This is a genomic window from Spirosoma knui (genome assembly GCF_054780635.1).
On the sequence record NZ_BAAGVY010000001.1, the window covers coordinates 1,050,986 to 1,076,917 of the forward strand.

At 50.8% G+C, this 25,932-nt stretch carries 24 protein-coding genes; 9 read left to right on the forward strand and 15 right to left on the reverse strand.

The features are described 5' to 3' along the window. Nucleotides 1-106: 106 nt before the first annotated feature. Both ACYVIY_RS04165 and tnpA read left to right on the forward strand, forming a co-directional pair. Nucleotides 107-598: a hypothetical protein gene (locus ACYVIY_RS04165; RefSeq protein WP_460975016.1), complete on the forward strand. Its 492-nt coding sequence runs from the start codon at nucleotides 107-109 to the stop codon at nucleotides 596-598. Nucleotides 599-864: 266 nt separating this feature from the next. After that, nucleotides 865-1,350: an IS200/IS605 family transposase gene (tnpA, locus tag ACYVIY_RS04170; RefSeq protein ID WP_460975017.1), complete on the forward strand. Its 486-nt coding sequence runs from the start codon at nucleotides 865-867 to the stop codon at nucleotides 1,348-1,350. A 295-nt stretch (nucleotides 1,351-1,645) separates the two neighbouring features. Here tnpA and ACYVIY_RS04175 read toward each other — a convergent pair whose 3' ends face one another. The 7 genes from ACYVIY_RS04175 to ACYVIY_RS04205 form a co-directional block, all read right to left on the reverse strand. After that, nucleotides 1,646-2,743 (reverse strand): aldose epimerase family protein, encoded by a 1,098-nt coding sequence (locus tag ACYVIY_RS04175; RefSeq protein WP_460975018.1) that lies wholly within the window; start codon nucleotides 2,741-2,743, stop codon nucleotides 1,646-1,648. A 147-nt stretch (nucleotides 2,744-2,890) separates the two neighbouring features. Further along, nucleotides 2,891-3,589: an L-ribulose-5-phosphate 4-epimerase gene (locus tag ACYVIY_RS04180; protein ID WP_460975019.1), complete on the reverse strand. Its 699-nt coding sequence runs from the start codon at nucleotides 3,587-3,589 to the stop codon at nucleotides 2,891-2,893. A gap of 101 nt (nucleotides 3,590-3,690) precedes the next feature. Then, on the reverse strand, nucleotides 3,691-5,232 hold the full coding sequence (locus ACYVIY_RS04185) for an alpha-N-arabinofuranosidase (RefSeq protein WP_460975020.1): 1,542 nt from the start codon (nucleotides 5,230-5,232) through the stop codon (nucleotides 3,691-3,693). A gap of 72 nt (nucleotides 5,233-5,304) precedes the next feature. Next, the gene (araA, locus tag ACYVIY_RS04190) at nucleotides 5,305-6,810 is read right to left on the reverse strand and encodes an L-arabinose isomerase (protein ID WP_460975021.1); all 1,506 of its coding nucleotides are present in this window, start codon (nucleotides 6,808-6,810) and stop codon (nucleotides 5,305-5,307) included. A gap of 100 nt (nucleotides 6,811-6,910) precedes the next feature. Continuing rightward, a complete protein-coding gene (locus tag ACYVIY_RS04195) occupies nucleotides 6,911-8,587 on the reverse strand; it encodes a ribulokinase (RefSeq protein WP_460975022.1) in 1,677 nt (558 codons plus the stop codon). A gap of 409 nt (nucleotides 8,588-8,996) precedes the next feature. Then, nucleotides 8,997-9,920: a tryptophan-rich sensory protein gene (locus ACYVIY_RS04200; RefSeq protein WP_460975023.1), complete on the reverse strand. Its 924-nt coding sequence runs from the start codon at nucleotides 9,918-9,920 to the stop codon at nucleotides 8,997-8,999. Nucleotides 9,921-9,996: 76 nt separating this feature from the next. Beyond that, on the reverse strand, nucleotides 9,997-11,028 hold the full coding sequence (locus ACYVIY_RS04205; RefSeq protein ID WP_460975024.1) for an SDR family NAD(P)-dependent oxidoreductase: 1,032 nt from the start codon (nucleotides 11,026-11,028) through the stop codon (nucleotides 9,997-9,999). 162 nt (nucleotides 11,029-11,190) lie between these two features. Between ACYVIY_RS04205 and ACYVIY_RS04210 the strand changes: the two genes are divergently transcribed. Then, on the forward strand, nucleotides 11,191-11,736 hold the full coding sequence (locus ACYVIY_RS04210; RefSeq protein ID WP_460975025.1) for a DUF4136 domain-containing protein: 546 nt from the start codon (nucleotides 11,191-11,193) through the stop codon (nucleotides 11,734-11,736). Nucleotides 11,737-11,827: 91 nt separating this feature from the next. Here the strand turns inward: ACYVIY_RS04210 and ACYVIY_RS04215 are convergent, their stop codons facing one another. From ACYVIY_RS04215 to pheS, 5 genes are all read right to left on the reverse strand, one after another. Then, nucleotides 11,828-12,883 carry an SDR family NAD(P)-dependent oxidoreductase gene (locus ACYVIY_RS04215; RefSeq protein WP_460975026.1) on the reverse strand — a complete coding sequence of 352 codons (1,056 nt, stop codon included), beginning with the start codon at nucleotides 12,881-12,883 and terminating at the stop codon, nucleotides 11,828-11,830. Nucleotides 12,884-12,952: 69 nt separating this feature from the next. After that, the gene (locus ACYVIY_RS04220; RefSeq protein WP_460975027.1) at nucleotides 12,953-14,311 is read right to left on the reverse strand and encodes a DUF937 domain-containing protein; all 1,359 of its coding nucleotides are present in this window, start codon (nucleotides 14,309-14,311) and stop codon (nucleotides 12,953-12,955) included. A gap of 153 nt (nucleotides 14,312-14,464) precedes the next feature. After that, the gene (gene xseB, locus ACYVIY_RS04225; RefSeq protein ID WP_460975028.1) at nucleotides 14,465-14,653 is read right to left on the reverse strand and encodes an exodeoxyribonuclease VII small subunit; all 189 of its coding nucleotides are present in this window, start codon (nucleotides 14,651-14,653) and stop codon (nucleotides 14,465-14,467) included. 99 nt (nucleotides 14,654-14,752) lie between these two features. Then, nucleotides 14,753-15,964: an exodeoxyribonuclease VII large subunit gene (locus ACYVIY_RS04230; RefSeq protein ID WP_460975029.1), complete on the reverse strand. Its 1,212-nt coding sequence runs from the start codon at nucleotides 15,962-15,964 to the stop codon at nucleotides 14,753-14,755. Between the two features lie 103 nt (nucleotides 15,965-16,067). Then, nucleotides 16,068-17,138, reverse strand: coding sequence for a phenylalanine--tRNA ligase subunit alpha (pheS, locus tag ACYVIY_RS04235; protein ID WP_460975030.1), 1,071 nt, complete (start codon nucleotides 17,136-17,138; stop codon nucleotides 16,068-16,070). 365 nt (nucleotides 17,139-17,503) lie between these two features. On the opposite strand from pheS, the gene ACYVIY_RS04240 reads away from it, so the two are divergent. Both ACYVIY_RS04240 and ACYVIY_RS04245 read left to right on the forward strand, forming a co-directional pair. Next, on the forward strand, nucleotides 17,504-17,935 hold the full coding sequence (locus ACYVIY_RS04240; protein WP_460975031.1) for a LytR/AlgR family response regulator transcription factor: 432 nt from the start codon (nucleotides 17,504-17,506) through the stop codon (nucleotides 17,933-17,935). 249 nt (nucleotides 17,936-18,184) lie between these two features. Then, nucleotides 18,185-18,604, forward strand: coding sequence for a LytR/AlgR family response regulator transcription factor (locus ACYVIY_RS04245; protein WP_460975032.1), 420 nt, complete (start codon nucleotides 18,185-18,187; stop codon nucleotides 18,602-18,604). Nucleotides 18,605-18,907: 303 nt separating this feature from the next. On the opposite strand, the gene ACYVIY_RS04250 is transcribed toward ACYVIY_RS04245, so the two are convergent. Then, a complete protein-coding gene (locus ACYVIY_RS04250; protein WP_460975033.1) occupies nucleotides 18,908-19,582 on the reverse strand; it encodes a porin family protein in 675 nt (224 codons plus the stop codon). A 243-nt stretch (nucleotides 19,583-19,825) separates the two neighbouring features. On the opposite strand from ACYVIY_RS04250, the gene radA reads away from it, so the two are divergent. Continuing rightward, nucleotides 19,826-21,211 (forward strand): DNA repair protein RadA, encoded by a 1,386-nt coding sequence (radA, locus tag ACYVIY_RS04255; RefSeq protein WP_460975034.1) that lies wholly within the window; start codon nucleotides 19,826-19,828, stop codon nucleotides 21,209-21,211. Between the two features lie 44 nt (nucleotides 21,212-21,255). On the opposite strand, the gene ACYVIY_RS04260 is transcribed toward radA, so the two are convergent. Continuing rightward, a complete protein-coding gene (locus ACYVIY_RS04260; RefSeq protein ID WP_460975035.1) occupies nucleotides 21,256-21,759 on the reverse strand; it encodes a DinB family protein in 504 nt (167 codons plus the stop codon). A 119-nt stretch (nucleotides 21,760-21,878) separates the two neighbouring features. Between ACYVIY_RS04260 and ACYVIY_RS04265 the strand changes: the two genes are divergently transcribed. Further along, the gene (locus tag ACYVIY_RS04265; protein ID WP_460975036.1) at nucleotides 21,879-22,772 is read left to right on the forward strand and encodes an alpha/beta fold hydrolase; all 894 of its coding nucleotides are present in this window, start codon (nucleotides 21,879-21,881) and stop codon (nucleotides 22,770-22,772) included. 55 nt (nucleotides 22,773-22,827) lie between these two features. On the opposite strand, the gene ACYVIY_RS04270 is transcribed toward ACYVIY_RS04265, so the two are convergent. Beyond that, entirely contained in the window at nucleotides 22,828-23,700 is an 873-nt protein-coding gene (locus tag ACYVIY_RS04270; protein WP_460975037.1) for an AraC family transcriptional regulator, read from the reverse strand. A gap of 136 nt (nucleotides 23,701-23,836) precedes the next feature. On the opposite strand from ACYVIY_RS04270, the gene ACYVIY_RS04275 reads away from it, so the two are divergent. Further along, a complete protein-coding gene (locus tag ACYVIY_RS04275; RefSeq protein ID WP_460975038.1) occupies nucleotides 23,837-24,745 on the forward strand; it encodes a sugar phosphate isomerase/epimerase family protein in 909 nt (302 codons plus the stop codon). Nucleotides 24,746-24,807: 62 nt separating this feature from the next. Continuing rightward, nucleotides 24,808-25,926, forward strand: a complete 1,119-nt coding sequence (locus ACYVIY_RS04280; RefSeq protein ID WP_460975039.1) for a Gfo/Idh/MocA family protein — start codon at nucleotides 24,808-24,810, stop codon at nucleotides 25,924-25,926. Nucleotides 25,927-25,932: the final 6 nt, after the last annotated feature.

The window sequence follows — 25,932 nt, forward strand, 5'->3', positions numbered from 1 at the left end:
TGCTTACATATACAGGTTAACAAATCCCGGACCACGTGGTTTTTTAGGACAATTTGGCGGATTTTGTGATAATTTTAACTCAAATTGTGTCAAAATGGCGATAAGTATGCGTGAGCCTTATCTGGACATACAAGGATATTTTTCTTCAGACACAATAAAGGTTATCAAAGAATGCAGGCAGCTAGCTGATCGCTTACAGAGCGATTGTTTATCACTCTATTTTTTTCTATGGTTGTACCCAAAGTATTCACCTGTAGAAACAAAAGAATTTGCATTCCCTTATAGCCAAAAGAAACAAGTGATAAGGATGCTAAAGGGAAAAGAAGGGCAAGCTACCCCACAAATACTTCAGCTAACGAGTGATTTTGAAGTGGCCATAATGGAAAGTGACCTTCAACAAAGGTTATTAAAGAGCAAAGAAATTAAACCCGAGCATATATTTCTCTCTGCCTTATCAAGTAGACATGAGGAGAAACAGACCTATATTTATTTCTTGTCGCGTTTTCCTATAAACAAATATAAACTACTGTTTCTGAGAGCCTCTGTTTTAAGTATCAGTCACAAGCTCAAGTTGTTAAAAATTATAGGAGTTATATAATAAGCCCCGTAGGGGCAGTATGTTAATAGAGAAGATGTAGTGTTATAATTCAAGCGCCGTAGGTGCGGCCTGTTAGTTATCGTGAAATTAACAGGCCGCACCTACGGCGCTTTAGATTGTGGATGTTGTTTGTTATCTATTGACAGGGCGCACCTACGGCGCTTGAATTATAACACTACATCTTCTCTATTAACATACTGCCCTTACAGGGCTATTAGCACTGTTGGATTGCTTAGCGGTATCTTGCCTGCTTAAACACCGTAACAATGCCAAACACGTATACCCAACTTTACGCCCAGATCGTCTTTGCCGTGAAAGGCCGCCAGAATTTAATTCGTAAAGAGTACCGTGACGAATTACATCAGTATCTAACCGGAATTGTTCAAAACAAAGGTGTCAAGCTTATGGCTGTATTCGCTATGCCCGACCATGTTCACTTATTTGTGAGTTTCGGCCCGACAGTAGCTATTGCCGACTTAGTGCGTGATGTAAAAGCCAGTTCATCAAGCTTTATCAAAGAGAAAGGCTGGTGCAAGCGTTTCGCCTGGCAGGAAGGTTACGGCGCATTCACCTACGGTCAATCTCAGGTAAAAGCGGTTGTAGACTATGTGCTTACTCAGGAAGAACACCACCGTAAACGCCCCTTTCGTGAAGAATACTTAGCGTTTTTGCAAAAATTTGATGTTCCCTACGAACCAAAGTACCTATTCGAATTCTACGATGAGCCAAGTGAAGGTGTAGTTAACGACTAGTGCAAGCCGGATATATTAATAGTTTACGTCGGCGAATATACCTATTCAGCCCTGTAAGGGCGACATGTTAATAGAATCACAAGCATCCACAATTCGAAAGCGCCGTAGGTTCGGCATGTTGATTTTCTATATAATTAAGATGTCGCACCTACGGCGCTCTGGTTGTCATATAACGTTTTTGCTATTAACATACCGCCCCTAACGGGGCTTAAAGACCATTAAAGCATCTTACTCAACACAAATAAAACGGGCCAGGTGAATCACCTGGCCCGTTTTATTTGCTTTACCTGGCAAACTACTTCGTCGAAAATTTATAGACCGTAGTTGTCTGATATGTTTCGCCCGGCTTCAACGTCGTCGTTGGGAATTTGGGTTGGTTAGGTGAATCAGGGTAGTGCTCGGTTTCCAGACATAGACCTGTCCGCTTTTTGTAAACCACATTCCCTTTGCCGGTTAACGTACCATCCAGGAAGTTTCCGGTATAGAACTGAACGGCGGGCTCGGTCGTCAGCACTTCCATCATGCGGCCGCTGGTTGGCTCATACACGGTGGCCCCTTGCTTTAGTTTGTTGCTGTTGTCGGTGAATACCCAGCAGTGGTCGTAGCCTAAACCGTATTTGATTTGCGTATCGGTCGAATCGTTGATACGTGCCCCGACGACGGCCGATTTTGTAAAGTCGAACGGTGTTCCGGCTACCGGCTTCAATTCACCCGTTGGAATCAGCGTTTCGTTGACGGGGACAAAGCGGTCGGCGTTAATCGTTAGTTCGTGGCCTAAGATATCGCTTTTGCCCGCTGTCAGGTTGAAATAAGAGTGGTTAGTCAAGTTTACCACAGTTGGTTTATCTGTCGTCGCTTTGTAATCGATTTTCAGGGCGTTGTCTTTTTGAAGCGTGTAGGTCACTTCAACGGATAAATTACCGGGATAACCTTCTTCGCCATCCTTAGCCGTGTAAGCGAGTTTCAGCGCGGGTTCGTTGCCTTCTACGGGCGTGGCTGTCCACAAAACTTTGTCAAAGCCCTTGAGGCCACCGTGCAGGTGATTACCCATGTTGTTGGTAGCCAGCGTATACTCTTTACCGTCGAGGGTAAATTTGCCTTTTGCGATCCGGTTGCCATAGCGGCCAACCAGAGCACCAAAGAAAGGACTGCCTTTCTCGTAAGTAGCCAGCGAATCGAAACCTAACGTAACGTCTTCAAACGTACCGTTCTTGTCGGGAGCAGTGAGTGATACAAGAATGCCTCCATAGTTCGTGATTTTAGCTTCCATGCCAGCTTCATTACGGAGAGTATAGATGTCCGCTTCCTGACCGTCGGCAAGTTGACCGAACGAAGTTTTTTCTATTCCGGCTTTCTGATCACTTTCTTTGTTCGAGTTGCAGGAAGAGAGCATAGTTAGGGCAAGTAAGGATGAGAAAAGAGTTAATCGCTTGAAATAATGCATGCAAGTATCGGAGGTTTAGGGTAAAAGGTAAGGGTGAGTATCCAAAAAATTAGCAATGGTACCTGAGTTTACAGAAAAAAAGCGCCTGCCGACAAATTAGCAACCTTGACCGTAATAGGCGTTTTTACCATGTTTCCGCTCGTAGTGCTTCATCCGGAGCGTATCTTTGATTCGAGGGGTATCAGGATTGATCTGTAACGTGAGATAGGCCATACGCGCTACTTCTTCCAGCACGGCCGCGTTGTAGACTGACTTCTCGGCGCTTTTTCCCCATGTAAACGGCCCGTGATTTTGCAGCAGTACCATCTCCACTTCCTTATGCGAAAGGCCTTTCTCGCGGAAGATGTCAAAAATCTGGTTGCCTGTTTCGTGTTCGTAATCACCCTCAATCATGGCATCGGTCAGAACGGGAGCGCAGGGAATATCCTGGTGGGTATGGTCAGCGTGGGTGGTACCGAAAATGGGAATATCCATACCCGCCTGCGCCCAGGCTACTGCATACGTACTGTGCGTATGGGTGATGCCGCCGATGTCGTCCCAGGTCTTGTACAATAAGGCATGAGTCTTGGTGTCCGACGAAGGGCGCATGTTGCCATCGACTACCTTGGCATCGTAGTCCATAATGACAATGTCTTCTGGCTTAAGAAGCTCGTAGGGAACCCCGCTCGGCTTGATGGCAAACACAGCTTTGTCGCGGTCAACGGCGCTGACGTTTCCGAAGGTAAACAGCACCAGACCCAGCTTCGGGAGCTGCATATTAGCCTCGTAGCATTCGTCGCGTAATGAGGTATACATAGGTGAATGAGTGAAAGAGCGAAAGAGATAAAGGGCGAAAGAGCTACTAAGTAAAATGCTGACGCAAAATCACGCTTTCACTCGTTATCTCTTTCGCTCATTTACATTTCCAGTACCACCACCGATACGGGGGGCAGGGTTACGGTTAGGGTGTTTCCGTTAAGTTTAGCCCCGTTGAACGCGACAGGCTTTACTTTGGTCGGGTTGTCAAACGTATTGTGGTCCTGCACCTTAGCCGAGGTAAGGATACGTCCGCTCACGGCTGATGCGTTGAGGCCTTTCAGGTTCAGCGTAATCTCCTGCGGTTTCCCGGCGTCGATGTTGACCAGCGAGATGTGCGTTTTGCCCGCTTTGTCGCGTGAAGCCGACACCGATACGGCCGGGAGCTTGTAATTTCCCACTTTATAATCTTCCGTCTTCACGTCGACAGGCAGCATCGTCGCGTCCTGGTGTACGTTGTACATTTCCAGCACGTGGTACGTTGGCGTTAGCAGCAGCTTATTACCCTGGGTCAGAATCACGGCCTGAAGTACGTTGACGGCCTGGGCCAGATTCGCCATGCGTACTCGCTCGGCGTATTTATGGAAGATGTTCAGCGTAGCACCGGCCAGAATAGCATCGCGCATGGTGTTCTGCTGGTACAGGAAGCCGGGGTTCGTTTTTGGTTCGACTTCGTACCACGCGCCCCATTCATCGACCACCAGGGCGATCTTTTTCTGCGGATCGTACTTATCCATGATTTCCGAATGCTTCTGCACCAGCATGTCCATTTTCAGGGCTTCGTTCATGGTGTGCGCGTAGTCAGTTTCGGTGAACTCGGTGGCAGATCCTTTCTCGTTCGGGCCCCAGCCGAAGGCAGAATAATGGTGCAGCGCTACGCCTTCGACCATCTTACCCGGAATGTTTTTCATCAGCGTTTCGGTCCAGTTGAAATCATCGGAACTGGCCCCCGACGCGATCCGGAAGATGCCTTCCTTACCTACCTTAGCTTCCATGAACGTAGCGTACTGCCGGTAGATGTTAGCGTAGTAATCGGCCGTCATGTTGCCCCCGCAGCCCCAGGCTTCGTTACCAACGCCCCAGTAGCGCACGTTCCAGGGAGTCTTGCGTCCGTTTTGCTGCCGAAGCGTTGACATGGGGCTATTGCTGGGGAAGTTGACGTACTGTACCCAATCGCTCAGGTCCTGTACCGTTCCACTGCCGACATTTCCGGCCAGGTAAGGTTCCGTGCCGAGCAGTTCGCACATATTTAGAAAATCGTGCGTGCCGAAGCTGTTATCTTCGGTAACGCCACCCCACCAGGTATTCACGATTTTCGGCCGCTTGGCTTTGGGACCAATCCCGTCTTTCCAGTGGTACGTATCGGCGAAGCACCCGCCCGGCCAGCGCAGGTTCGGAATCTTCATCTTTTTCAGGGCCTCCACTACGTCCAGCCGAACGCCGTTTTTGTTCGGAATCTTGGTATTGTTTTCACCAACGTAGAATCCATCGTAGATACACCGGCCGAGGTGTTCGGCAAAGTGACCGTATATGTGCCGGTTGATAATCGTCTTGCCCTCGTCGGCGTTGATCGTCACCCGGTTTTGTGCCAGAACGCCCAGGCTCAGCGGGGTTAGGAGAAGGGTTAGGATGTGTTTTTTCATAATTATGAAAGAGTGAAATCGGACCACCGAAGTGGAACGAAAGAGCGAATTGCTGAATCGCTCTTTCGTTCATTATCTGTAGGCTGCTTCGCTCCAGCGCAATTCGTTTTTGAGCTGCCGGAGCGTCGTGTTTTTGTCAATTACTACCAGTTCCACGCCGAAGATATCGGCGAAGTCGTCGATGTGTTCCGTCGTCAGATTCTGGCTGAATACCGTATGATGGGCGCCACCGGCCAGAATCCAGGCCGCGCAACCGGTAGCCATATCGGGCATCGGTTTCCATAAGGCACGAGCTACCGGCAGTTTAGGCAGTGCTTCCGTTACGTCAACGGCTTCAACTTCGTTGACCAGCAAGCGGAACCGATTGCCCATATCAATCAGCGATACGTTAATAGCCGGACCTGCCGGAGCGTTAAAGACCAGCCGTACCGGATCGGCCTTTCCACCTATACCCAGCGGGTGGATTTCGCAGGAAGGTTTATCGGCAGCAATCGAAGGGCAAATTTCAAGCATGTGTGAACCCAGTACGAGTGGATTTGCCGGATCGAAATGATACGTATAATCTTCCATGAATGAGTTACCGCCTTTCAGGCCAGCGGCCATCACCTTCATCGTGCGAACCATAGCCGCCGTTTTCCAGTCGCCTTCGCCACCAAAGCCGTAGCCCTCGGCCATCAACCGCTGCGACGCTATACCCGGCAGTTGCGCCATACCATGCAGGTCCTCGAACGTATCAGTATAAGCGCCAAAACCGCCGTCCTGTAGAAAAGCCCGTAGACCAAGTTCAATCTTAGCGGCTTCACGTAGCGAGTTGTGTTGATTACCTCCTTTTTGCAGCGAAGCCATCAGCGTGTACGTATCGGCATATTCGGTCACGAGTCGATCTACGTCGGCGTCGGCAACTTGATTGATAACCGCTACGAGGTCGCCGATGCCGTATGTGTTGACCGACATACCAAAGGTGATTTCGGCGGCTACTTTATCGCCTTCCGTTACAGCTACCTGGCGCATGTTGTCGCCAAAGCGGGCCACTTTCAGCGTTTTTAGCTCATGAGCGGCTACCGCCACCCGCGACCACGAACCAATCTGTTCCAGCACATCGGCCTGCTGCCAGTGGCCAACGACCACTTTACGGTTCAGGCCTGGCCTGGACTGGTGCATCCGCGACATGATGAAGCCAAACTCACGGTCGCCATGCGCCGACTGGTTCAGGTTCATGAAATCCATGTCGATTTCGCCCCAGGGAATATCCCGGTTGAACTGCGTATGCAGGTGCAGCAAGGGCTTTTTCAGGATGCTCAGCCCCCGGATCCACATCTTGGCGGGTGAGAAGGTGTGCATCCAGGTTACGATACCCACGCAGGTCGGCGTTACGTTGGCATCCTGGCAGAGATTATAAATTTCGTCTGGCGTTTTTACGACGGGTTTAAACACCACCCGCACCGGAATTTGAGAAGCGTTGTTCAGAAACTCGGCGATGAGGGTTGAGTGTTCGGCTACCTGCCGGAGTGTTTCCTCGCCATAGAGGTGCTGGCTGCCGGTGACAAACCAGATTTCAACTTGTTTAAGATCGAGCATTTCGCTGGTAAAAGACTGACGTGCAGTGGTTGTATTTAAAGAGAAATCGAGTCGTGATGCTGAGGTGTAAATGCAGACACCTCAGCATCACGGCAAAGAATTATAGTGTCGAAGCCGCACTTGCGGCCAGGACCGGCTTTTGCGTGCTTTGCTCAATGAATTCGCCCAGCTTCTGGTACTTCTGATACAGCTTTTGGTAGACCGCTGATACGTCGGGGCGGGGTTCGTAGCTGGCGTCAAAGCCTGATCCCATCGCTTCCTGAGCGGCCGCCATCGTTGGGTGCACACCCGCTGCTACAGCTGCACACATGGCCGCGCCAAGCGCACAGGCCTGATCGGAACTGGCAATGTTGATGGGCATATTGAGTACGTCGGCCAGCGTTTGCATCACGAAGGGCGATTTCTTCGCCACACCACCAATGGCAATTACCTGACGAATAGGAACGCCTTCGTTCAGAAACCGGTCGACGATGGCTTTCGAGCCATAAGCTGTAGCCTCCACCAACGCTTTAAAAATTCGAGCGGTATCGCTCCCCAGGTTTAGTCCTGAGATAGCTCCTTTGAGCGTGTGATTGGCATCGGGCGTGCGACGGCCGTTGAACCAGTCGAGCGCTACGGGATCGTTTTCGGTAATCGGCAATTCAGCCGCTCTGTTCGACAGATGCGGAATCAGGTTCCTGGAAAGCTCATCAGCGGCTTCATCGCCCAGCAGGTCGCGAACGGGGGCGACAATCACGCGCTGGAACCAGGCATATACATCGCCAAATGCCGACTGACCCGCTTCCATACCCAGCATACCCGGAATAATGGAGCCGTCCACTTGTCCACAGATACCCCGGATTAGCAGGTGACCGATTTCTTCGTTGGGGGCCACGAGCATATCGCAGGTTGAGGTGCCCATCACCCGAACAAAGGTGTAAGGCGTCACTTCAGCGCCAATGGCTCCCATGTGTGCATCAAACGCGCCAACGCCGATGGTTACGTTGGTCGATAAGCCAAGCTTTTCAGCCCATTCCGGCGAAAGCGTGCCCATCGACTCATCAGACGTAGACGTATCACGGAATAGCTGGTCACGAAGGCCAGCCAGCAGCGGGTCGAGCGTAATGAGGAACGTTTCAGAAGGGAGACCTTCAAATTCTTCGTGCCACATGGCTTTGTGACCAGCCGCGCACCGTGAACGCTTGAGCGTAAGCGGGTTTGTGTTGCCCGTGAGAATAGCCGAAATCCAGTCGCAGTGCTCTATCCAGGAGAACGCGTTTTCGCGAACGGCTGAGTCTACACGTAGCGTGTGGAGAATTTTAGCCCAGAACCATTCCGACGAATAGATACCGCCGACGTACTTGGTATAGTCTACGTCCCAACGGTGCGCCAGGGTGTTGATCTCTTCCGCTTCGGCGTTGGCGGTATGGTCTTTCCACAGAATGAACATGCCGTTCGGATTTTCGGCAAACTCGGGCAGTAAGGCCAGGGGAGTTCCCGTTTCGTCAACAGCGACGGGCGTCGATCCAGTTGTGTCGACAGAAATGCCAACGACCTGCTGGCGAATGTCATCGGATGCATTCGCTAGCGCCCCTTTGATTGATTGTTCTAAACCTTCGAGGTAATCAAGCGGGTGCTGGCGAAACTGCGAACTAGTTGGATCGCAGTAAAGTCCTTGTTTCCAGCGTAGGTACTCATGGACATGGGTGCCAAGCGTTTCACCCGTCTGGGCGTTTACCAGCAGGGCTCTGACAGAATCAGTGCCGTAATCAACGCCAATAACGTATTGACTTTTCATAGTAATGAGCTCTCCGAATGGTTAAGGAAAGAGATGCCTCCTGAAGCTACGTAGCTTTAATTGTTCTTATAAGGTTGAAAAGCAAGCCGTCTACCATAACTCCGCCCAAGACTAGCCCTTGCTGTTCTTAACGCAGCGCAAATAGGCTTCGGGTACAAGGAATCTTGATAAGTGTCTTTCTGACACAATATTACTTAGTTTGGTATTTATTCGATAAATAATAGCTATAAATTTTTAGCAGCTGAATTGAGACGCATCGCAACGGAGTCGTAGACTTGTTCACGATTCGGGGAACGATGCAAAGGCGAATCAGGTCGACAAAACAGATATATAATCTAACGTAACATAAAAAATCCGGCCTCTTCATCTGTTGAAGAGGCCGGATTTTACAGCATGAGTGGACGTGCTGTTAATCGATTTCGACCATCCGCTCGCGAGCGATTTCTGCCTGATGTGGATCCTCCGTTTCGATAGGAGAGGCCATGACTTCAGCTTCGGTATCGACAACAGAACGTTCATAATCGCGGAATTTACCTTTGGGGAGCCAGTAGGCCAGTAGACCCGCGTAGGTTGCGGCCAGGCCGGCGGCTGTCCAGCCAACCAGCGGCATCCGGTTCCATTGGCGAGTGGCGATACCGCCGAACCCCGCAACGAACGGCAGCATATACCACGGATCGTTTAACCGACGGGCGACCAGATAACCAACTCCGGCGGTTGCCTTAAGAATGGCGACGGATAAAAGGGTATCCCGTTGCTCATCGCGCTTCCACCAGCCTAATGTCAGCAACGCATCGGGTGTGCCAACGACCGTAGCGGCTGTTAACCAACCGGCGTACAAACTTACCGGAATCCGCAGGTATTTTTCGGGCGCAGGAACATCCGTCTTGCCAATCTCCAGGCTTTGGTGCAAACCAATGGCAACCGGCAAATTGAGTTTCGTTGTAATGTCGGAAATAACCACACTTTGCGGATCATTCTGCGAGAAAAACCGGCCGAAGATGGCGTTTAGTGTCCAACTGGCCCACCACCAGGGCAGAGCGCGCTGATAACGCGGATTATCTTTTTGCGAGGACAAGGTCTGGTGCACTACCAGTGCGCCTAATCCTGAATACACTGTTGACCATACCGCGCCGAACGCCCATCCTGCTGGAATGATCATATTCTTGTCGAACACTTTTTGGTATTCAACCGGTACATCGTATTCGGGCTCCGACTCGGCGTGTTTCTGCTGCTGCCCCTGCCGACGCGATTGTCGGCTCGACAGGCTTGTGTAGATAATACTGCCAACGGCGAATGCTGCGGTAGCAATACGCCAGAATGATGAGTTTTTCATGCCTAACTAGTGAATTATCCCACAGATCGGCTACCGCAAGCAACCGATCTGCGGGGTAAAGACGATTGAAACTGGATTAAGCTAACGCTTCTTCTACCTTCGATTTCGCGTCATGATACGTACCATTCAGCGAATCGGTCACGGCGGCTATCGCGTTTTTGGCAGAGCGACCCGCTGACTTCGCTTTGTAGCGATACCGAGCCCGGTCGTAGGCATTGGTGTTGTTGTAGGCAATAATCAGGGCAGCTACGCCAGCCGCTATGCCAGCCGCCACGCCGATACCCCAGGCCAGGTTCGACGACTGTTCCACCTCACTTTTGCGCGTATTTTTATGCCGCATCATGGCACCCGTCATTTCTGGCGGAGCTACGTAGCCCATCACTTCGTACATCTTGTTTTTGATGCCGCCTGGTATCACTTTGGATTCGCCTTTCATCAGGGCTTTATAGCCGTCCCGAGCCACCATTACTGGGTCCTGCAACTCATCCGTCACCACAGTATCCGCTGCGCCGGCTTTGTTGAAGAAATCGGTGTCGGTTGCGTTGGGCATCAGCGCGGTCATTGTTACGTTCGTGCCTTTTAGTTCGTTGTTCATCGACAGCGTGAACGAATACACATACGCCTTAGTCGCAGCATACACAGCTTGTAGCGGGAACGGCACAACGGCCACCAGCGAAGACAGGTTCAATACACGGCCTTCATTACGTTGCACCATGTCTTTCAGGAACAGCTTCGTTAAGTGGGTCAGCGAGATAACGTTAAGGTGAATAAGTTCACTCTCTTTCTCCCAGTCGGTCTCCGTGGCGAACTTACCATACGTACTGAGACCCGCGTCGTTGACCAGGTAATTGACCGTAATGCCCTGGCGTTTTACTTCGTCGTAAACCTCCTGCGCTGAGTTTTCCTGCGAGAGGTCTTTGCCGATTACCGTGATTTGCTGTGTACCATAATTGCCTTTAAATACATCCGCTAACCGATTCAGGGTATCGTCGCTGCGGGCAACCAATACCAGATTGTAGCCATCTTGGGCAAAAAGTTTAGCGAGTTCCTGGCCGATACCACTTGAGGCACCGGTAATCAGGGCGGTTTTTCCGGTTTCTGTGTTCATAACAATTGAGTTTTTTGAATTCAATACCGTTTAGTCAACTCGCATAATCGGAAGTTGTTTTCAATAAACGTAGTTGCTTGGGCTGTTACTTAACTAACTCATGTTGCTCATTTTGAGACAAAACGACGTTTTACTAGTTGAATAACCACTAGCTAAAACGTTATGAAAACACTCGCAATAAGTCTGTCTATATATATGGCAGTAGCATTTGGCTGCTCGCCTTACCGGATTGTTCAGAACCAGTCTGACAATACCGCTACCTGGTCTGCCTACCGCACATTTGCCTTTGTGGATACGAACCGGATCAGTTCAACACCCCGCGATACGTATCAGGCGGCTATGGAACAGGTAAAGCAGGCGGTGGCGGCTGAAATGACCAAACGTGGCTATCAGCAGACGAAGGACAATCCCGATTTACTGGTGAATCTGGGGGCAGTCGTCAAACAAAAAACCCAGACCCGTCCGACGACGATCTATGAGGCTCCGCTGTATACCGGCCAACGGCGATATTCGTGGCGCAGCCAGGAAGTGCCCGTGGGTACGTATCAGGAAGGGACGCTGAGCTTACACGTTGTCGATGCGCAACGTAACGCACTGGTGTGGGATGCGGCCGTTTCGAGCGTGCTGAATAAGAAAGGGGTTACCCCGCAGCAGATTGGCGATGCCGTTGGAAAGGTGTTCGAAAAATTCCCGGCTACACAGGCTTAGCTGGGGATTCCTTAACGCAAATAGCCCCACTTCTAACGGGGCTATTTGCGTTAAAGGAGTTATTTGATTAGCGCCAGCAATTTTGTACGCCCTATACCAACGTTTCTTCAACTTTTGCTTTGCCATTGTGATAGGCGCCCGCTACAGCGTCGACCACTGAACTTAAGGCACTCTTCGCGGAGTGAGTGGCTTTACCAGCTTTGTAGCGATAGCGAAGCTTATCGTACGTACTGATTGGGCTACTGATTCCACGATTGCGGTACTGTGCTGCAATAACAATACCCGCGATGGTAAGGGCGGCAATGCCAATGCCCAGGGCCAGCGCTGACGGCTTCTCCTGCTCAGCTTCGGTTCGATCTTTCATCTGCGCCCGAGCCGCCTGACTTACCATAGAGTCCGGTAACACGCGGAAGGCAGCCGCCTGCATTTTAGTCGACAAACCCGCGACGACCTTGTCTTTTCCTTTCATCAAGGCATCGTATCCAGCCTTCGCTACGTCGGCCGCAGGCATCGAACGAGCCTGTTCCTGAGCTACCGTATTGCTGGCACCGGCTTTGTTGAAGAAATCGGTGTCGGTTGCGGGCGGCATCAGCACCGTGATGTTAACATTGGTGTCTTTGACCTCGTTACGTAGTGCTTCCGAGAAGGAATAGATAAACGACTTGGTGGCACCGTAGACCGCCATGAGTGGGTTCGGCATGATTGACGCAATCGAGCCCAGCATCAGGATCTTACCTTCGTTTCGTTGCACCATGTCCTTCAAAAAGAGCTTGGTCAAATGAACCAGGGCTGTCAGGTTCACCTGAATTACGTTCAACTCTTTTTGCAGGTCGGTTTCCGTGGCAAACAAACCATACTCGCCAAAACCGGCGTTATTGACCAGAACGTTGACCGTAATATTCTGGCGGGTTACCTCGTCGTATATCTCCTGAGGAGCTTGTGGATTCGATAAGTCTTTTTCGACGACCGTGATGGAAGAGGTGCCAAACTGTTGCTTAAACTGCTCGGCAATACCTTGTAACTTGTCCTCGCTGCGGGCCACCAGGACCAGATTATAGCCATCTTTTGCAAACAGCGTCGCCAACTCGCGACCAATTCCGCTCGATGCCCCGGTAATCAGGGCAGTTTTGCCTGCTTCTGTTGTCATACTAGTTGAGTGAATTAATTAGGTTGTTCCTCTACTCAACTTGTAGACCTGAAAGTTGTTTCAGGCGGCTTATTTTGCTACCACCTTCACATCAATTTTTCGAAGCGTCGGTTTCAGAATGCCTGATGTATCTCGTTTGCTGACTCCGGTTCCCCGGCCAATAGCATCGACCCGCAAATAATCAATGCCCGATGACACCAGCTGCTGCTTGATTTGATTGACGCGTTTGAACGATAAGCTTTTATTAGTCAGGCCGCCCTGCGCGTCGTTAGCATACCCGATGAGCTGTACCTGGAGTTGCGGATACGTTTTCAACAACGTCGCCAACTCGCCAACCGCCGTCATGGAGCCGGGGGACATGGATAGTGAGCCCGGCTGGAACGTAACACCCGTCAGCGGGAAGACTCTGCCTTTCGGTAGGGCTGCGTTGCCTACGTAAGGGGCGATCAACTGCGTTAGTCCGCCCGTTACCGCGGTTGTCGCCGACAGTCCTGGAGTCGCAACGGGCGCGGTTGCTGCAACAACGGACGTTGACTTCGGGGCTGTTTTTGATGCCGAGTCCTTAGGCACCGCCAGCGATCTGGTCACCGTATCGGCTTGCGCGGTGTCGGCCGTAACCGGAGATACATCGCTTACCTCTTCGCTGCCATCGGCGTACTTCTGGGTGTTCTGATAAATGTAATATCCGCCGACCGCTACTGCTAACGCCAGTAAGGCTCCAACGCCCCATTTGGCGAGTGAGCTGTTGTTGTCGTCGGCATCATCGTTCAAATCATACTGAACCGGCGGGCGGGTTGGAGCGGTAGCCGACCGGGCACTGCCGGTTGCTGCGACGGACTCAACGACCGTACGTCGGGCCGGAGCCGCCATGCCCGCTACGATCTGCTGCAAGCCAACTTTTTCGACCAACCGAGGCATCAGTTCATCCGGCACAACGGTCACGAAGGCTTCCCGTTCGGAGAACAGCGACGACGCAAGGCCATCGGCATCAATCTTTTGTTCTCTGGCCCGTTTCCCTAATACGTGTAAAACAACGGTTGTAATTAAGCCCAGCAGCGAAATAGCTGACGAATTCCGGATGCCTGCGTAGCCCGAGATCATACTGCCGATTGAGCTTTTCATGGCAGGCAGCAAATGGCTGATCACTTCGTTACCCTGAGTAATGAGCGTATTCGTGTGGGCCGGGTCCCGAAGAATGGCCGATAAATTGTCCAGCAAGGCTCCGTCGTAACGGCCCTTCTGAATGTGATTGTATAATTGATTTACCCCAATTTCAGTGGTTGTGCGTTTCATTAAACCGCCAACAATCGTATACACAAGGCCATTGACGGCTTTATTGGTTTTTTCGGCGGGCTCATCGATATAAGCGGCTATGCGCGTTAGGGCATCCGAGTTAAGTACTTCGTTTAACGTGGCAAACAAATTCATAGAGAGTAGGCTCAATCAGGCAGAAAGTAGGTGCTATTTCTCACATCACAACCGATCAGCGTTCCGGCAAAAGCGGCACTAAGACACCTGGCGATAAAATTAGGTAAGGTTTAGCAAAGGTTGCATAACGCCACAAGATAAAATTATGGAATTTTATCGCTTAGGTAAACGCTCAATCACTTCCTGATATTCAGTTTCAACGGCACGCAGCCGCTCCTGACAGAAGGTGATCAGGGTTGTTGCCAGCCGAATTTTGTCGGGAAGCTCATCGAGCGAAACCTCCTCATTTTCAATTTCGTAAACTAACGTACTTAGCTGATCGTAGGCTTCCTGATAAGTCATTCTCTTTAGGTTGTAGAGTTGTCCAGTTATAGAGTTATAAAGTTGTAGCTGGCCCAACAGTAAAACTTACTATTAAAGCAACTCCACAACTGTAGAACCTTACAACTGTGTAACTCTCGTGTTAATGGTGCCGTCGTGCATCTGTACCTGCAACTCCTGACCAGCCTCAATGTCGGTGGTTTGGGTCAGAATCCGCCCGTTACGCAGCAGGAGCGCATATCCCCGACGTAATACATTAGCGGGGTCGAGGTGACGTAACGTCACGGCTTTTTCGGTTAAATCGGTGTGGCGCTCACGGAAGTAGTTGTACGTCACAAATCGTAAGCGCTCGGTCTCTGAATCCAACTCCTCACGAGCCGTTTGCAGGGCTTCGCGGGCGGCAAAGGTCAGGCGGTCACGCAATTGAAAAAATCCTTCTTCAAACGACCGGTTATGTTCAATCAGAAAAGCGGCTGCCTTCGTGGGTGTTTTTACGCTTTCGTGGCAGAGTAGGTCCGTAATGCTTACGTTCCGTTCGTGACCAATACCCGCCAGAATAGGGATGCCAAACCCAGCTACGGTTTGCCCCATCAGATACGTATCAAACGAGCCGAAATCGAGTTGCGAACCGCCCCCCCGTACAATCACAACGGCATCGTAGGGTTTGGTACTCGCTTGAATACGCGCTAACTGGCTGCAAATGGCCTGATCGGCTCCCTGCCCCTGAATCTGCGTAAAAAACTCGTCAATGACGTAGTCATAGCCAAACGAATTGGTCGTCAGTTCATGCCGGAAGTCCCGCCAACCGTCGGAATTCGGCGCGGTTATGAGCGCAATGCGCTGTAAAATAGCGGGGCGGGGCAGGAGTTGATTCGCGGTAATATATTGACCGGCTTCCTGCCAGATCAGATCGGGATGGTCGTTGAGCAGCGCATCCAGCACGGCTTGGCGTTCGCGTTCGATATTGCCGAGCGTATAGGAGGAGTCGATCCGAAGAATCTCCAGCCGCAGCCCATATACGGGACTGAAACCGACGGCTACTTTCAGCAGCAACTGAATATTGCGGGCGAATGCTGTACCTGTGGCCTTCTCGAACTCGCGGATGATGTGATAGTTCCGTCGCCAGATACAGGCCTCCAGCTTCGCCAATGTTTCATTACGTCCCGTTGGCCCATCTCCGCGCTCAACCAGCGTCAGAAAACAGTATCCTCGATCGGGGTAGTTTTTTATATCACTCGTTTCGGCAACGACCCAAACCGCTTTGTGCCCAAACGCTTCATCAACAACGGCTTCGAGCGTAAACGCTAAATCAGACAGGCGGATGGGAGACATTTGTAAAGAGTGAATGGGTGAAAGTGCGAACGAGTGAAAAAGCGAAAAAAGTTATCAGTATCAAGTATTCGCACTTTCACTCGTTCGTTCTTTCACTCTTTGATTAAAGTCCTTCAAACTGCCGGAGGAACCGGACATCGTTTTCGGTGTATAGACGAAGGTCGTTTACTACGTATTTAAGTTGCGTGATGCGCTCAACGCCCATCCCGAAGGCAAACCCAGTGTATTCTTCAGGGTCGATTCCGCAGTTGGCGATAACCTGCGGGTCAACCATGCCCGAGCCGGCGATTTCGACCCAGCCCGAATGTTTACAGATGTTGCAACCTTTGCCACCGCATATCTGACACGAAATATCAATCTCGGCGCTTGGCTCCGTGAACGGGAAATAGGAGGGGCGGAAACGAATCTGCGTTCCGGGCTCAAACATCTCTTTTACGAAGTGGTACAGCGTATCTTTCAGGTCTTTAAAACCCACATTCCGATCAATGTAAATACCCTCGACCTGGTGAAACATACAGTGGGCGCGGGCCGAAATCGTTTCGTTACGATATACCCGACCCGGCATAATCGACCGGATTGGCCGGAAGCGCGTCGGCGCACCGTCCGCACCAGGCTTTTGCTGCTCCATAAGCCGGATTTGCACGTTTGAGGTGTGCGTCCGTAACAACACATCGTCCGGATAGCCATCGCTTTTCTTTTCCACGAAAAACGTATCCTGCATGTCACGCGCGGGGTGATTGTCGGGGAAGTTCAGCGCGCCGAAATTGTACCAGTCCGATTCAATCTCAGGTCCGTCGGCGACGTTAAAACCAATACGTTCGAAAATCTGGATAATCCGTTGGCGGACTAGGGTCAGGGGGTGTTGCGTACCCGTCAGGTTAGGAATAGCGGGTAGCGTCAGATCAACAGGCGGAGTGTTGCTGACCGACGTCTGTTGCTCCTCAATCTGCTGGATAAGTGATTCGAACCGCTCCTGAACCAGATTTTTCAGGCCGTTCAACTCCTGGCCTACTGCCCGCCGGTCGGCCTGAGGCACGCTTTTCAGCCCCTCAAATAATTCAGTAATAACGCCTTTGCGGCTGATGAAGCGTAAGCGAAATTGCTCTAGCTGCTCCGGTGACTTGACGTCATACTGTTCAACTTCCTGATATATAGTTTTAACCTTCTCCAGCATACATTCCGGCTTTTTTAATGCCCTTGTTTACAAAGGTACGTAAAAGCCGGGATTGCATAGGACCGCTAGCGGGGAATCCCGTATGTTGGGGTCTTTATTACACACTATGAGGGGAAGCGTCGACATGCAGTCCAAAAGTGACGAGTACATACAAGTTGAGTAAGCGGCAAATGTGCTTTGACGGTTAGAGAGTTAAGTATTTTCTGCAAACAATATGACTGAACAGGAGTATGTAGGTCTGATTCTTGCGAATAGGTTTGGGCAGTGGGTGTCAACAAACAACGGATTCTGTCAGTAACTAACGGACCTAAGTTTCTGAATGTCAGCCTCGAACTACTAGTATTTAATCATCACTCAAAACGACTATGAAAGCATTTGCTAACGACTCAATTTTTGATCCTATGTCTATGCCGTTCCACAAAAGTGTGGAAAAAATTGCCGACTCTTCCTGTTTGCAAAAGCTCCTCATCCCGTTTTACGACCGTAAGCGTACTGTATCCGTTGATGAAATCGTACGCTTGGAAGGATCAGGTAATTACACGAACTTCTTTTTGAAAGACGGTACGAAGATGCTCGTGTCACGCACGCTGAAGGAATACGAAACGCTGCTTGATGGACAGGCGTTTGTTCGTGTTCACAAGTCATGCATTGTTAACCTCGGCTTTGTGCGTAAATTCTTTGTGAAGAAAGAAGGAGAGCTGGAATTGATTGACGGACAGCAGGTGAAAATTTCACGTCGTCGGGCGCAAATGTTTATGGAGCGCATTCGAGAGTTCCAACCGGTTGCTTTGAGCTAGTAAAGCCTTAGGAGTAATCCGCAAATAGGCTCTGAAGGTACGTATTCTACCCCAGTACGTAGTTTTACGTAATAAACTGGGTACATTCACTCAAAAGATCTACTTCAAATTGAATCAATAGCCTGATTAACAGTAGGTTAACTTTAAAAGTTAGCGGCTGTTAATCAGGCTTTCTTTTTTAAGGCGGCCCGAGTAGAATAGTTTTGTTTTGTCATAAGAGACGCACACTAAACCAATTCTATCTCGAAAATGGAAGCTAATCTTTTCGTACCGGCTCAGCCAACGCCCATCGCTCCTCAGTTTCCCGCTTCGTATCAACGAGGTTCGCAACGGATCGCGCTCCCTTATCTGAACCGAACCATCTTTATATCTGTAGATGATGTGTTGTTTTTACAGGGCGAAGGAAATTATACATTTTTGTATACCCGTGACCGTAAGCGGTATCTGGTATCGAAAACACTCAAAGAATTTGAAAAATCGCTGGACGGATCGATGTTCCTGCGTATCCATAAATCGTACATCGTCAACTTAGGCTACGTTCAGTACAGCGTATTCAACAAAGAACGGCAGGTTCGCCTAGCCGATGGTCGTGAGGTCGCCATATCACGCCGTCGGATGAAAGACATTTCGCAACAGCTAGCGCTATATTGGCAGCGGTTAGTAAACTAGCGTACACGTGATAGGTAAAACTACGGGTAGGGCAAATCCCTGGTAGCTACGTTAGCGTAAATACGATTTTAAGTTGGTTTTGCTTTTAGTCGGTTGGCTTGGTGCCCGATGCGGATGGCTGCGGCTATAGCCAATCTTTTTAGACGCATATTTAGTGGGTTAATTGAACGGACAACCGTTGCCGCAAACTCCTTCAGGGGCGGATGGCAACGGTTTGTTTTATTCTAGCTACTCCTCAACCTTGGATACAAAAAAGCAGCCCACGTTTTCGTAGGCTGCTTTCGCGTGTCTAGTTTGGTTCTGCTAGAACAGACGGTAGGCCAGCGTAACCTGCCAGGATTTGAAGCGTTGGTTGAACTGTCCGTTTGGATCGTTGATCTGGGCTACGTCGGAGAGGTTGCCCTCATAGCGGACATCGAGCCCGAACGAACCTAAATCAAGTCCGCCCCCGACCTGATACCCGTAATACGCCTGCGACCAGGCGTCGTTCAGCGTACCGCTGGTATACTGGCGTATGGCTTCTCCTAGTTTCTGATTATCACCAACCCGGAGCGATATGACCGGACCGGCCACCACCCGCAGTGGGCCTCCCTTAAGGCCAAGCAAAATCGGGATGTCAAAACTGGTTGTCTTCACCGTAACCGTTTCGCTTTGTCCGTTACGTATCACCTCAAATGAGCCGGCTCGGGTTGAGTATAACACTTCGGGTTGCAGAAACAGGTTTTTGCCAAAACGGGTGTAGATGCCGAAGGACGTACCGGTTCGACTGTCAAAGCTGTCGCTGATGCTGTTGCGGAATGTCTGTCCATCAACATTTACGTTCGGCGAGCCGTTGGGGTTGGCACTGGTGGTAATAAAGGGGCCCAAGCTAAGCCGGGACAGGTTGACCCCTCCCTTGATACCAATTTGAAAGCCGCCCTGGGCGAATGTGAATGCGGGTAATAACGTAAGTAGCGTGAAAAGCAGGTTTTTTTTCATGGTTGCATGTACTGTGTGATTGGTTAAACGCTTAGTCGTCAGATCCGGTATTGGAGGTCAACTTATTTCGAGGAAACGGCGTTATTTATACGGAGCGATTACCTTCAAAAAATAGCTCGCAGCAATAGGTTTAATCTGTCCCTTCTGGCTTAATTTACCCTTTGAGTGCTTAAACCCTGCCGGGTTTAATGACCGGACTGCATTTACCAGAAAACAACGAATTCCCCAACCAGACACTAGTCAATGGCCAAGTTAAAAACTACCTTTTTTTGTCAGAATTGCGGCCAGCAAACGGCCAAATGGATGGGTCGTTGCCCAACCTGTGGAGAGTGGAATACAATTGTTGAAGAGGTTGTTCAGAAAGACGAACCCGAAAAAGGCGGTTGGCGCAGCCCCTCATCCGGACCGGGTAGTCTAAAGGTTGCGGCCAAGCCTAAGGCCCTTCACGCCATCAATTATGAAGAACAGCCGCGTATCCATACGACCGATGGCGAGTTGAACCGGGTACTGGGCGGAGGGATTGTCGCCGGTTCGCTGGTGCTGATTGGTGGAGAGCCCGGCATCGGTAAATCGACACTCTTGTTGCAGATCGCGCTGAGTTTGGCGGGGATGCGGGTGCTGTACGTATCGGGCGAGGAGAGTGAGCAGCAGATAAAAATGCGCGCAGAACGACTCGACGCACCCACCAGCGATTGCCACATCATGACCGAAACGTCAACACAGAACATCTTTCGGGTGGTGGAGCATTTCGAGCCGGAAATTCTGATCATCGACTCGGTGCAGACCATGCAATCGTCGCTGGTCGAGTCGGGAGCGGGGAGCGTATCGCAGGTGCGGGAGTGTACCGCCGAATTTATGAAATACGCCAAAGAGAGCGGTGTTCCGGTGTTTATGATCGGCCACATCACCAAAGAAGGTTCTTTAGCCGGTCCTAAAGTACTCGAACACATGGTGGATACCGTGCTGACGTTTGAAGGTGACCGCCATACTACGTATCGGATTCTGCGCACCACCAAGAACCGGTTCGGCAGCACTGACGAACTGGGTATTTACGAAATGCTCGGAACGGGTTTGCGTCAGGTAACCAATCCGTCCGAAATCCTGATCTCTCAACGCGACGAAGCCTTAAGTGGCGTAACGATCGGCTCGATGCTGGAAGGTAACCGCCCGTTAATGATTGAAGCGCAGGCGCTGGTTAGCGTGGCCACCTACGGCACGCCACAACGTAGCAGCACGGGTTTTGACGCCAAACGGCTGAACATGCTGCTGGCTGTTCTCGAAAAGCGGGGCGGTTTCCGGCTGGGGCAGCAGGACGTATTCCTGAACATTGCCGGTGGCCTACGTGTCGAAGACCCGGCCATCGACCTGGCGGTTTGCGCGGCTGTGGTATCGAGTTACGAAGATATTGCCATTCCGCCGTCGGTTGCATTCGCGGCCGAAGTTGGCTTGGGTGGCGAAGTACGGGCCGTGAGCCGGATTGAGTCTCGCATTGCCGAAGCCGAAAAGCTAGGGTTTAAGCAAATGTTTATCTCCAAATACAATATGAAAGGGCTGGACACCAAAGGCTTCAAAATCAATATCAAACCTGTATCGCGGCTAGATGAAGTGTTTCAGGGCGTATTGATGTAAGTTGTCTCAATGCCAACGTTTGGGCTACTCCCATTCACTACTCTTCAGGACGCCGGGAGCATATACCAGCCCATAGGTTGCTCGCTGCTGCGGAGTGCACCGCCTAGTTTCAGAATCGTGAACAGATGGTGCGCTTCGTGAAGCAGGAAAAATTCAGTCCAGCCTTCAATTGTCATCGGCCCATAAACCGGATGCAAGCCAACACGGGTGATCAGTTCTTCGGGCAAAACGCTGAGGAAGGCGTTTAACGTAGCCCGTTCACCCCGCATTCGCTCGATCAACTCATCAAACGAGAGCCGCGCCCAATCGGCAAAACCGGGGTCATCGTCGGCTACATAGCGCGAGAAAGCAGGCGTTTCGCCCGTGGTGATGTGCTGCATTCGATCCAGAAAAATCTCCTGATACCGGCCCAGATGGGCTATGTGTTCAAGGATTGACCATTTGTCGGGTTGGGGGCGTTGGCGTATCTGCTCATCGGTAAGTCCGTATAATAAGTGATCAAGCGCATCGGGCTGGCTGGAAAGCCGGACTAACAAAGATGGTTTCATGGTAGAGTATTGTGAATTACTGAGTAAAAGCCCAAAACGGCCAATTTGTTACGAACCATTCTGCGTAACTCTAGTTGACATATTGGTTATTCAACAAGTATCTAAACTTTACTTACGTTATGAGTTACATTAAAGCTGGCGTGGATGCCCAGGGCAACGACGTTAATTTATTCTACCAAGACTGGGGATCGGGTAGCGGAGACGCCCGCTCAACCGTTGTGCTGATTCACGGCTGGCCACTAAGCCACGAAATGTGGGACTATCAGATGACTGAATTGCCGAATCATGGTATACGCGTGATTGCCTACGACCGGCGGGGTTTTGGTAAATCGTCGAAACCCTGGGACGGCTATGAATATGATACGTTAGCGGATGATCTGAAAGCGGTGCTCGACGAGCTTGATCTGCAAAACGTTACGTTAGTTGGCTTCTCGATGGGTGGGGGCGAAGTTGCCCGGTATATGAGCCGTCATGGCGGAGCGCGGGTAGCACGTGTTGCGCTCGTGAGTGCCGTCACGCCCTATCTGTTGAAGACCGACGACAACCCGGATGGCGTTGACCAGAGCGTGTTCGACGAGATTCTGACCAACCTTAAGAAAGACCGCGCCGATTTCCTGCAGACGTTCGGCAAGCAGTTTTACGGGGTAAGCCTGGTCAGTCATCCGGTGAGCCAAGCGCATCTGGAAGGTGATTTCATGCGGGCATACCTCGCATCGCCCCGTGCCACGATCGAGTGTGCCAAAGCATTTGCCATGACCGATTTTCGCCAGGATCTGACGCAAATCAACGTACCAACGCTGATTATTCACGGGGATGACGATAAAACGGTTCCGCTTGAAGCATCGGGCGAACGAACCGCAGATGCCCTGCCGAATGCGCACTATATTGTGTACAGCGGGGCACCCCACGGGCTGTTTTACACCGAACGGGATCGGTTGAATCAGGACCTGCTGGCGTTTGTGCAGGAAGGTGTAACCACCTATCAATCAACGACCACATCCACTGGATACTAATCCAGTGTCAGTCATAAAACAGCCCACCTTCTGCGCAGAAGGTGGGCTGTTTTTGTTATAACTCTCGATACGTTCTAACGTAAGTCGAGGGCGTTTGCCCCGTAATTTCCTTGAATTGCCGATTGAAATTTGATAGCGTGCGAAAGCCACTCTCAAAGCTGATCTGCGTGATGTTCTGCTTGCCATCAATGAGCAGTTTACAGGCGTGCCCGATGCGGACCTCCGACACAAACTCCGAAAATGTTTTGTTGGCACGGGCTTTGAAGTACCGGCAGAACGCGGGGGGCGTCATACCCGCCAGATCGGCAACCGTATCCAGACTAAGGTCGCCGGGAAAGTGACTCAGTACGTAGTCATGTACTTGCTGCATGCGATCCGTTTCGGCGGGTTTAACTGTATTAATGTACCCTGGGCTGGTTAAGAACCGGTAATCGGTAGCATGCGAAAGCTCATCCAGCAGGTTGAGCAAACAAAGCACGCGCCCGAATCCAACCGGCAACCGGCCTAATTCCTGCAGGTATTCTTCGGCCCGGCCACGCGTTGGCCCCGTCCATTCCAACCCTTTTCGGGCATGGTTAAGTAACTGCCGGAGCGGTACCATTTCGTGCTTATCGAAAAAGCTGCCGCCCAAAAAATCTTCGGAAAAATAAACAACGATTCCCCGGGTCGTTAACCCCGACGGTTTATTGAAATATGATTTATCACTTCGCCACAAATGAGGTAAATTGGGACCTAAAAACACTAAGTCACCCGGTCCGAAGGGCTTGATCGAATCGCCGATGAACCGCGTGCCGGTTCCTTCTTCCACCAGAAACAGCTGGTAGTGGGGATGGAAGTGCCAGTTAGGGTCGAAATGCGGCTCTTTTAGCCCGCGTACGGTAAATGAAGCACCAACAGGTTCAAGATCTTTACGTAGCGCCTGCTTCATCTGGAATTCTTTATTTTAACACATAAAGCCAACTTAGTGCTCTAAGTAAGATAATATAAAGTCAATACTAGCCAAAAAAGGCTGAGAATACCAACATTTTGTTGAATACTTTTGTGTAATTATTTTCTGAACCGATATGAATAAGCTGGGAATGAACCTGTTCGTCTGGACAACGACAATGGATGAAGACCTGTCCAGAACGTTTTTATTTTTGAAGGAGCAGGGGTTTGACTTTGTTGAAATGCCCATCAATGAGTCGGGTGAGAATCCCGATTTTTTGGTGAAGTGGCAGCGCGTCGGTCAGCAACTCAGCGAGCTGGGGTTAGGCGTTCAGACCTGTACGATTTGCGGACCGGAATACTGCCTGATTAACCCCGATGAAACAATTCGTCAGGCGGGTATTACGTATCTCAAGCGTGTTGTCGACTGTACGGCCGCTGCGGGAGGAACCATTCTGATGGGACCTCTGTACGCCGGGTTTAAAACCTTTACGGGTCAGCCTGCCACTGAAGAGGAGTGGGGGCGGTCGGTGGCCGCTATGCGCGAAGTCGCCGAGCATGCGCAGGAACGTAACGTTACCCTGGCAATCGAATATTTAAACCGATTTGAAACGTACCTGCTGACCTGTACCGACGATCTAGTACGTTACGTAGAAGCGGTCGATCACCCCAACTGCCGGGCGGCTTTCGATACGTTCCATGCCAACATCGAAGAAAAATCAATGGCCAGTGCCTTGCGAAAACTAGCTCCCTATCTGGTCCATATCCAGATTTCGGAAAACGACCGCTCTACGCCAGGGCAGGGGCAGATAAACTTCGATCGGGTCTTTGACGCCTTGCAGGAAATTGGGTATGAAGGGCCTATTGCCATCGAAGCGTTCGGCATGAATCCGCCCGAGATTGCACAGGCCGCGCACATCTTCCGCCCCATGTTCGACTCCGCTGAGCAATTAGCCGCCGACGGGTTAACCTTTTTAAAGAGCGAATTAGCGAATCGGACCGTCGCCGAAGCGGAGCGAACGAGTGCAGCAGCAGTCGATGTTTAAACCCTTATTTGATCGCCTAACTTCATTCTTCGCCTTATCATTATTACTCTCACTTGCCCTTTATGAAACTGAATATTGCAATTGTCGGCCTGGGTTTTGGGGCCGAATTCATTCCCATCTACCAGCGGCATCCGCACACCAACATGTACGCGATTTGCCAACGTAACGTCGAAAAGCTAAACCAGATTGGCGATGCTTTTGGTATTGAGAAACGGTACAGCAACTACGACGAGCTCCTGGCCGATCCGGCGGTCGATGCCGTTCACATCAATTCTCCCATTCCAAACCACGCTGAGCAAAGCCTGAAAGCGTTACGTGCCGGTAAGCACGTCGCCTGCACGGTGCCGATGGCCACGACGGTCGAGGAGTGTATGGAGATCGTGAAAGCGTGCAAGGAGTCGGGTAAGAAATACATGATGATGGAGACGGTGGTGTATAGCCGCGAGTTTCTGTTCGTTAAAGAAATGTACGAAAAAGGCGAACTGGGTAAGGTGCAGTTCCTGAAAGCCAGCCACCAGCAGGACATGGACGGCTGGCCGGATTACTGGCCTGGTTTGCCCCCGATGCACTACGCAACGCACTGCGTTGGGCCCGTGGCCGGTTTGCTGAAGCTCGAAGCCGATTATGTCTCCTGCTTTGGGTCCGGAACAATCCGCGAAGAGTTAGCGAAGATCCATAACTCGCCCTTCGCGGTTGAGTCGGCGCACATTAAGTTCAAAGACAGTGACTTGTCGGCTTATGTGTATCGGTCGTTGTTCGACGTAGCGCGGCAATATCGGGAGAGCTTCGAGGTGTATGGTGACAAGAAGTCGTTTGAGTGGCAGTTGATCGAAGAAGAGCAGCCTGTTATTCACACGGCGAAGAAACCCGAGCCGGAAATTCCGGAAAAAGTAACTGTGCCCGACTACGCGCGTCTGCTTCCCGAACCCATCCAGCGATTTACGACCAAAGGCGTTTATGATGCCGACGAGCAACAACATTTGTCGTTTACGCAGGGAGGAGGGCATGGGGGTTCGCACCCGCACATGGTGCATGAGTTCGTTACGGCCATTGTCGAAGATCGCGAACCGTTTCCCAATGCAGCCCAGTCGGCCAACTGGACGAGCGTGGGGATTCTGGCGCATGAATCGGCTCTGCAAGGTGGTCAGATCATGAAGCTGCCCAATTTTTCGGAAGCGTAACCAAGA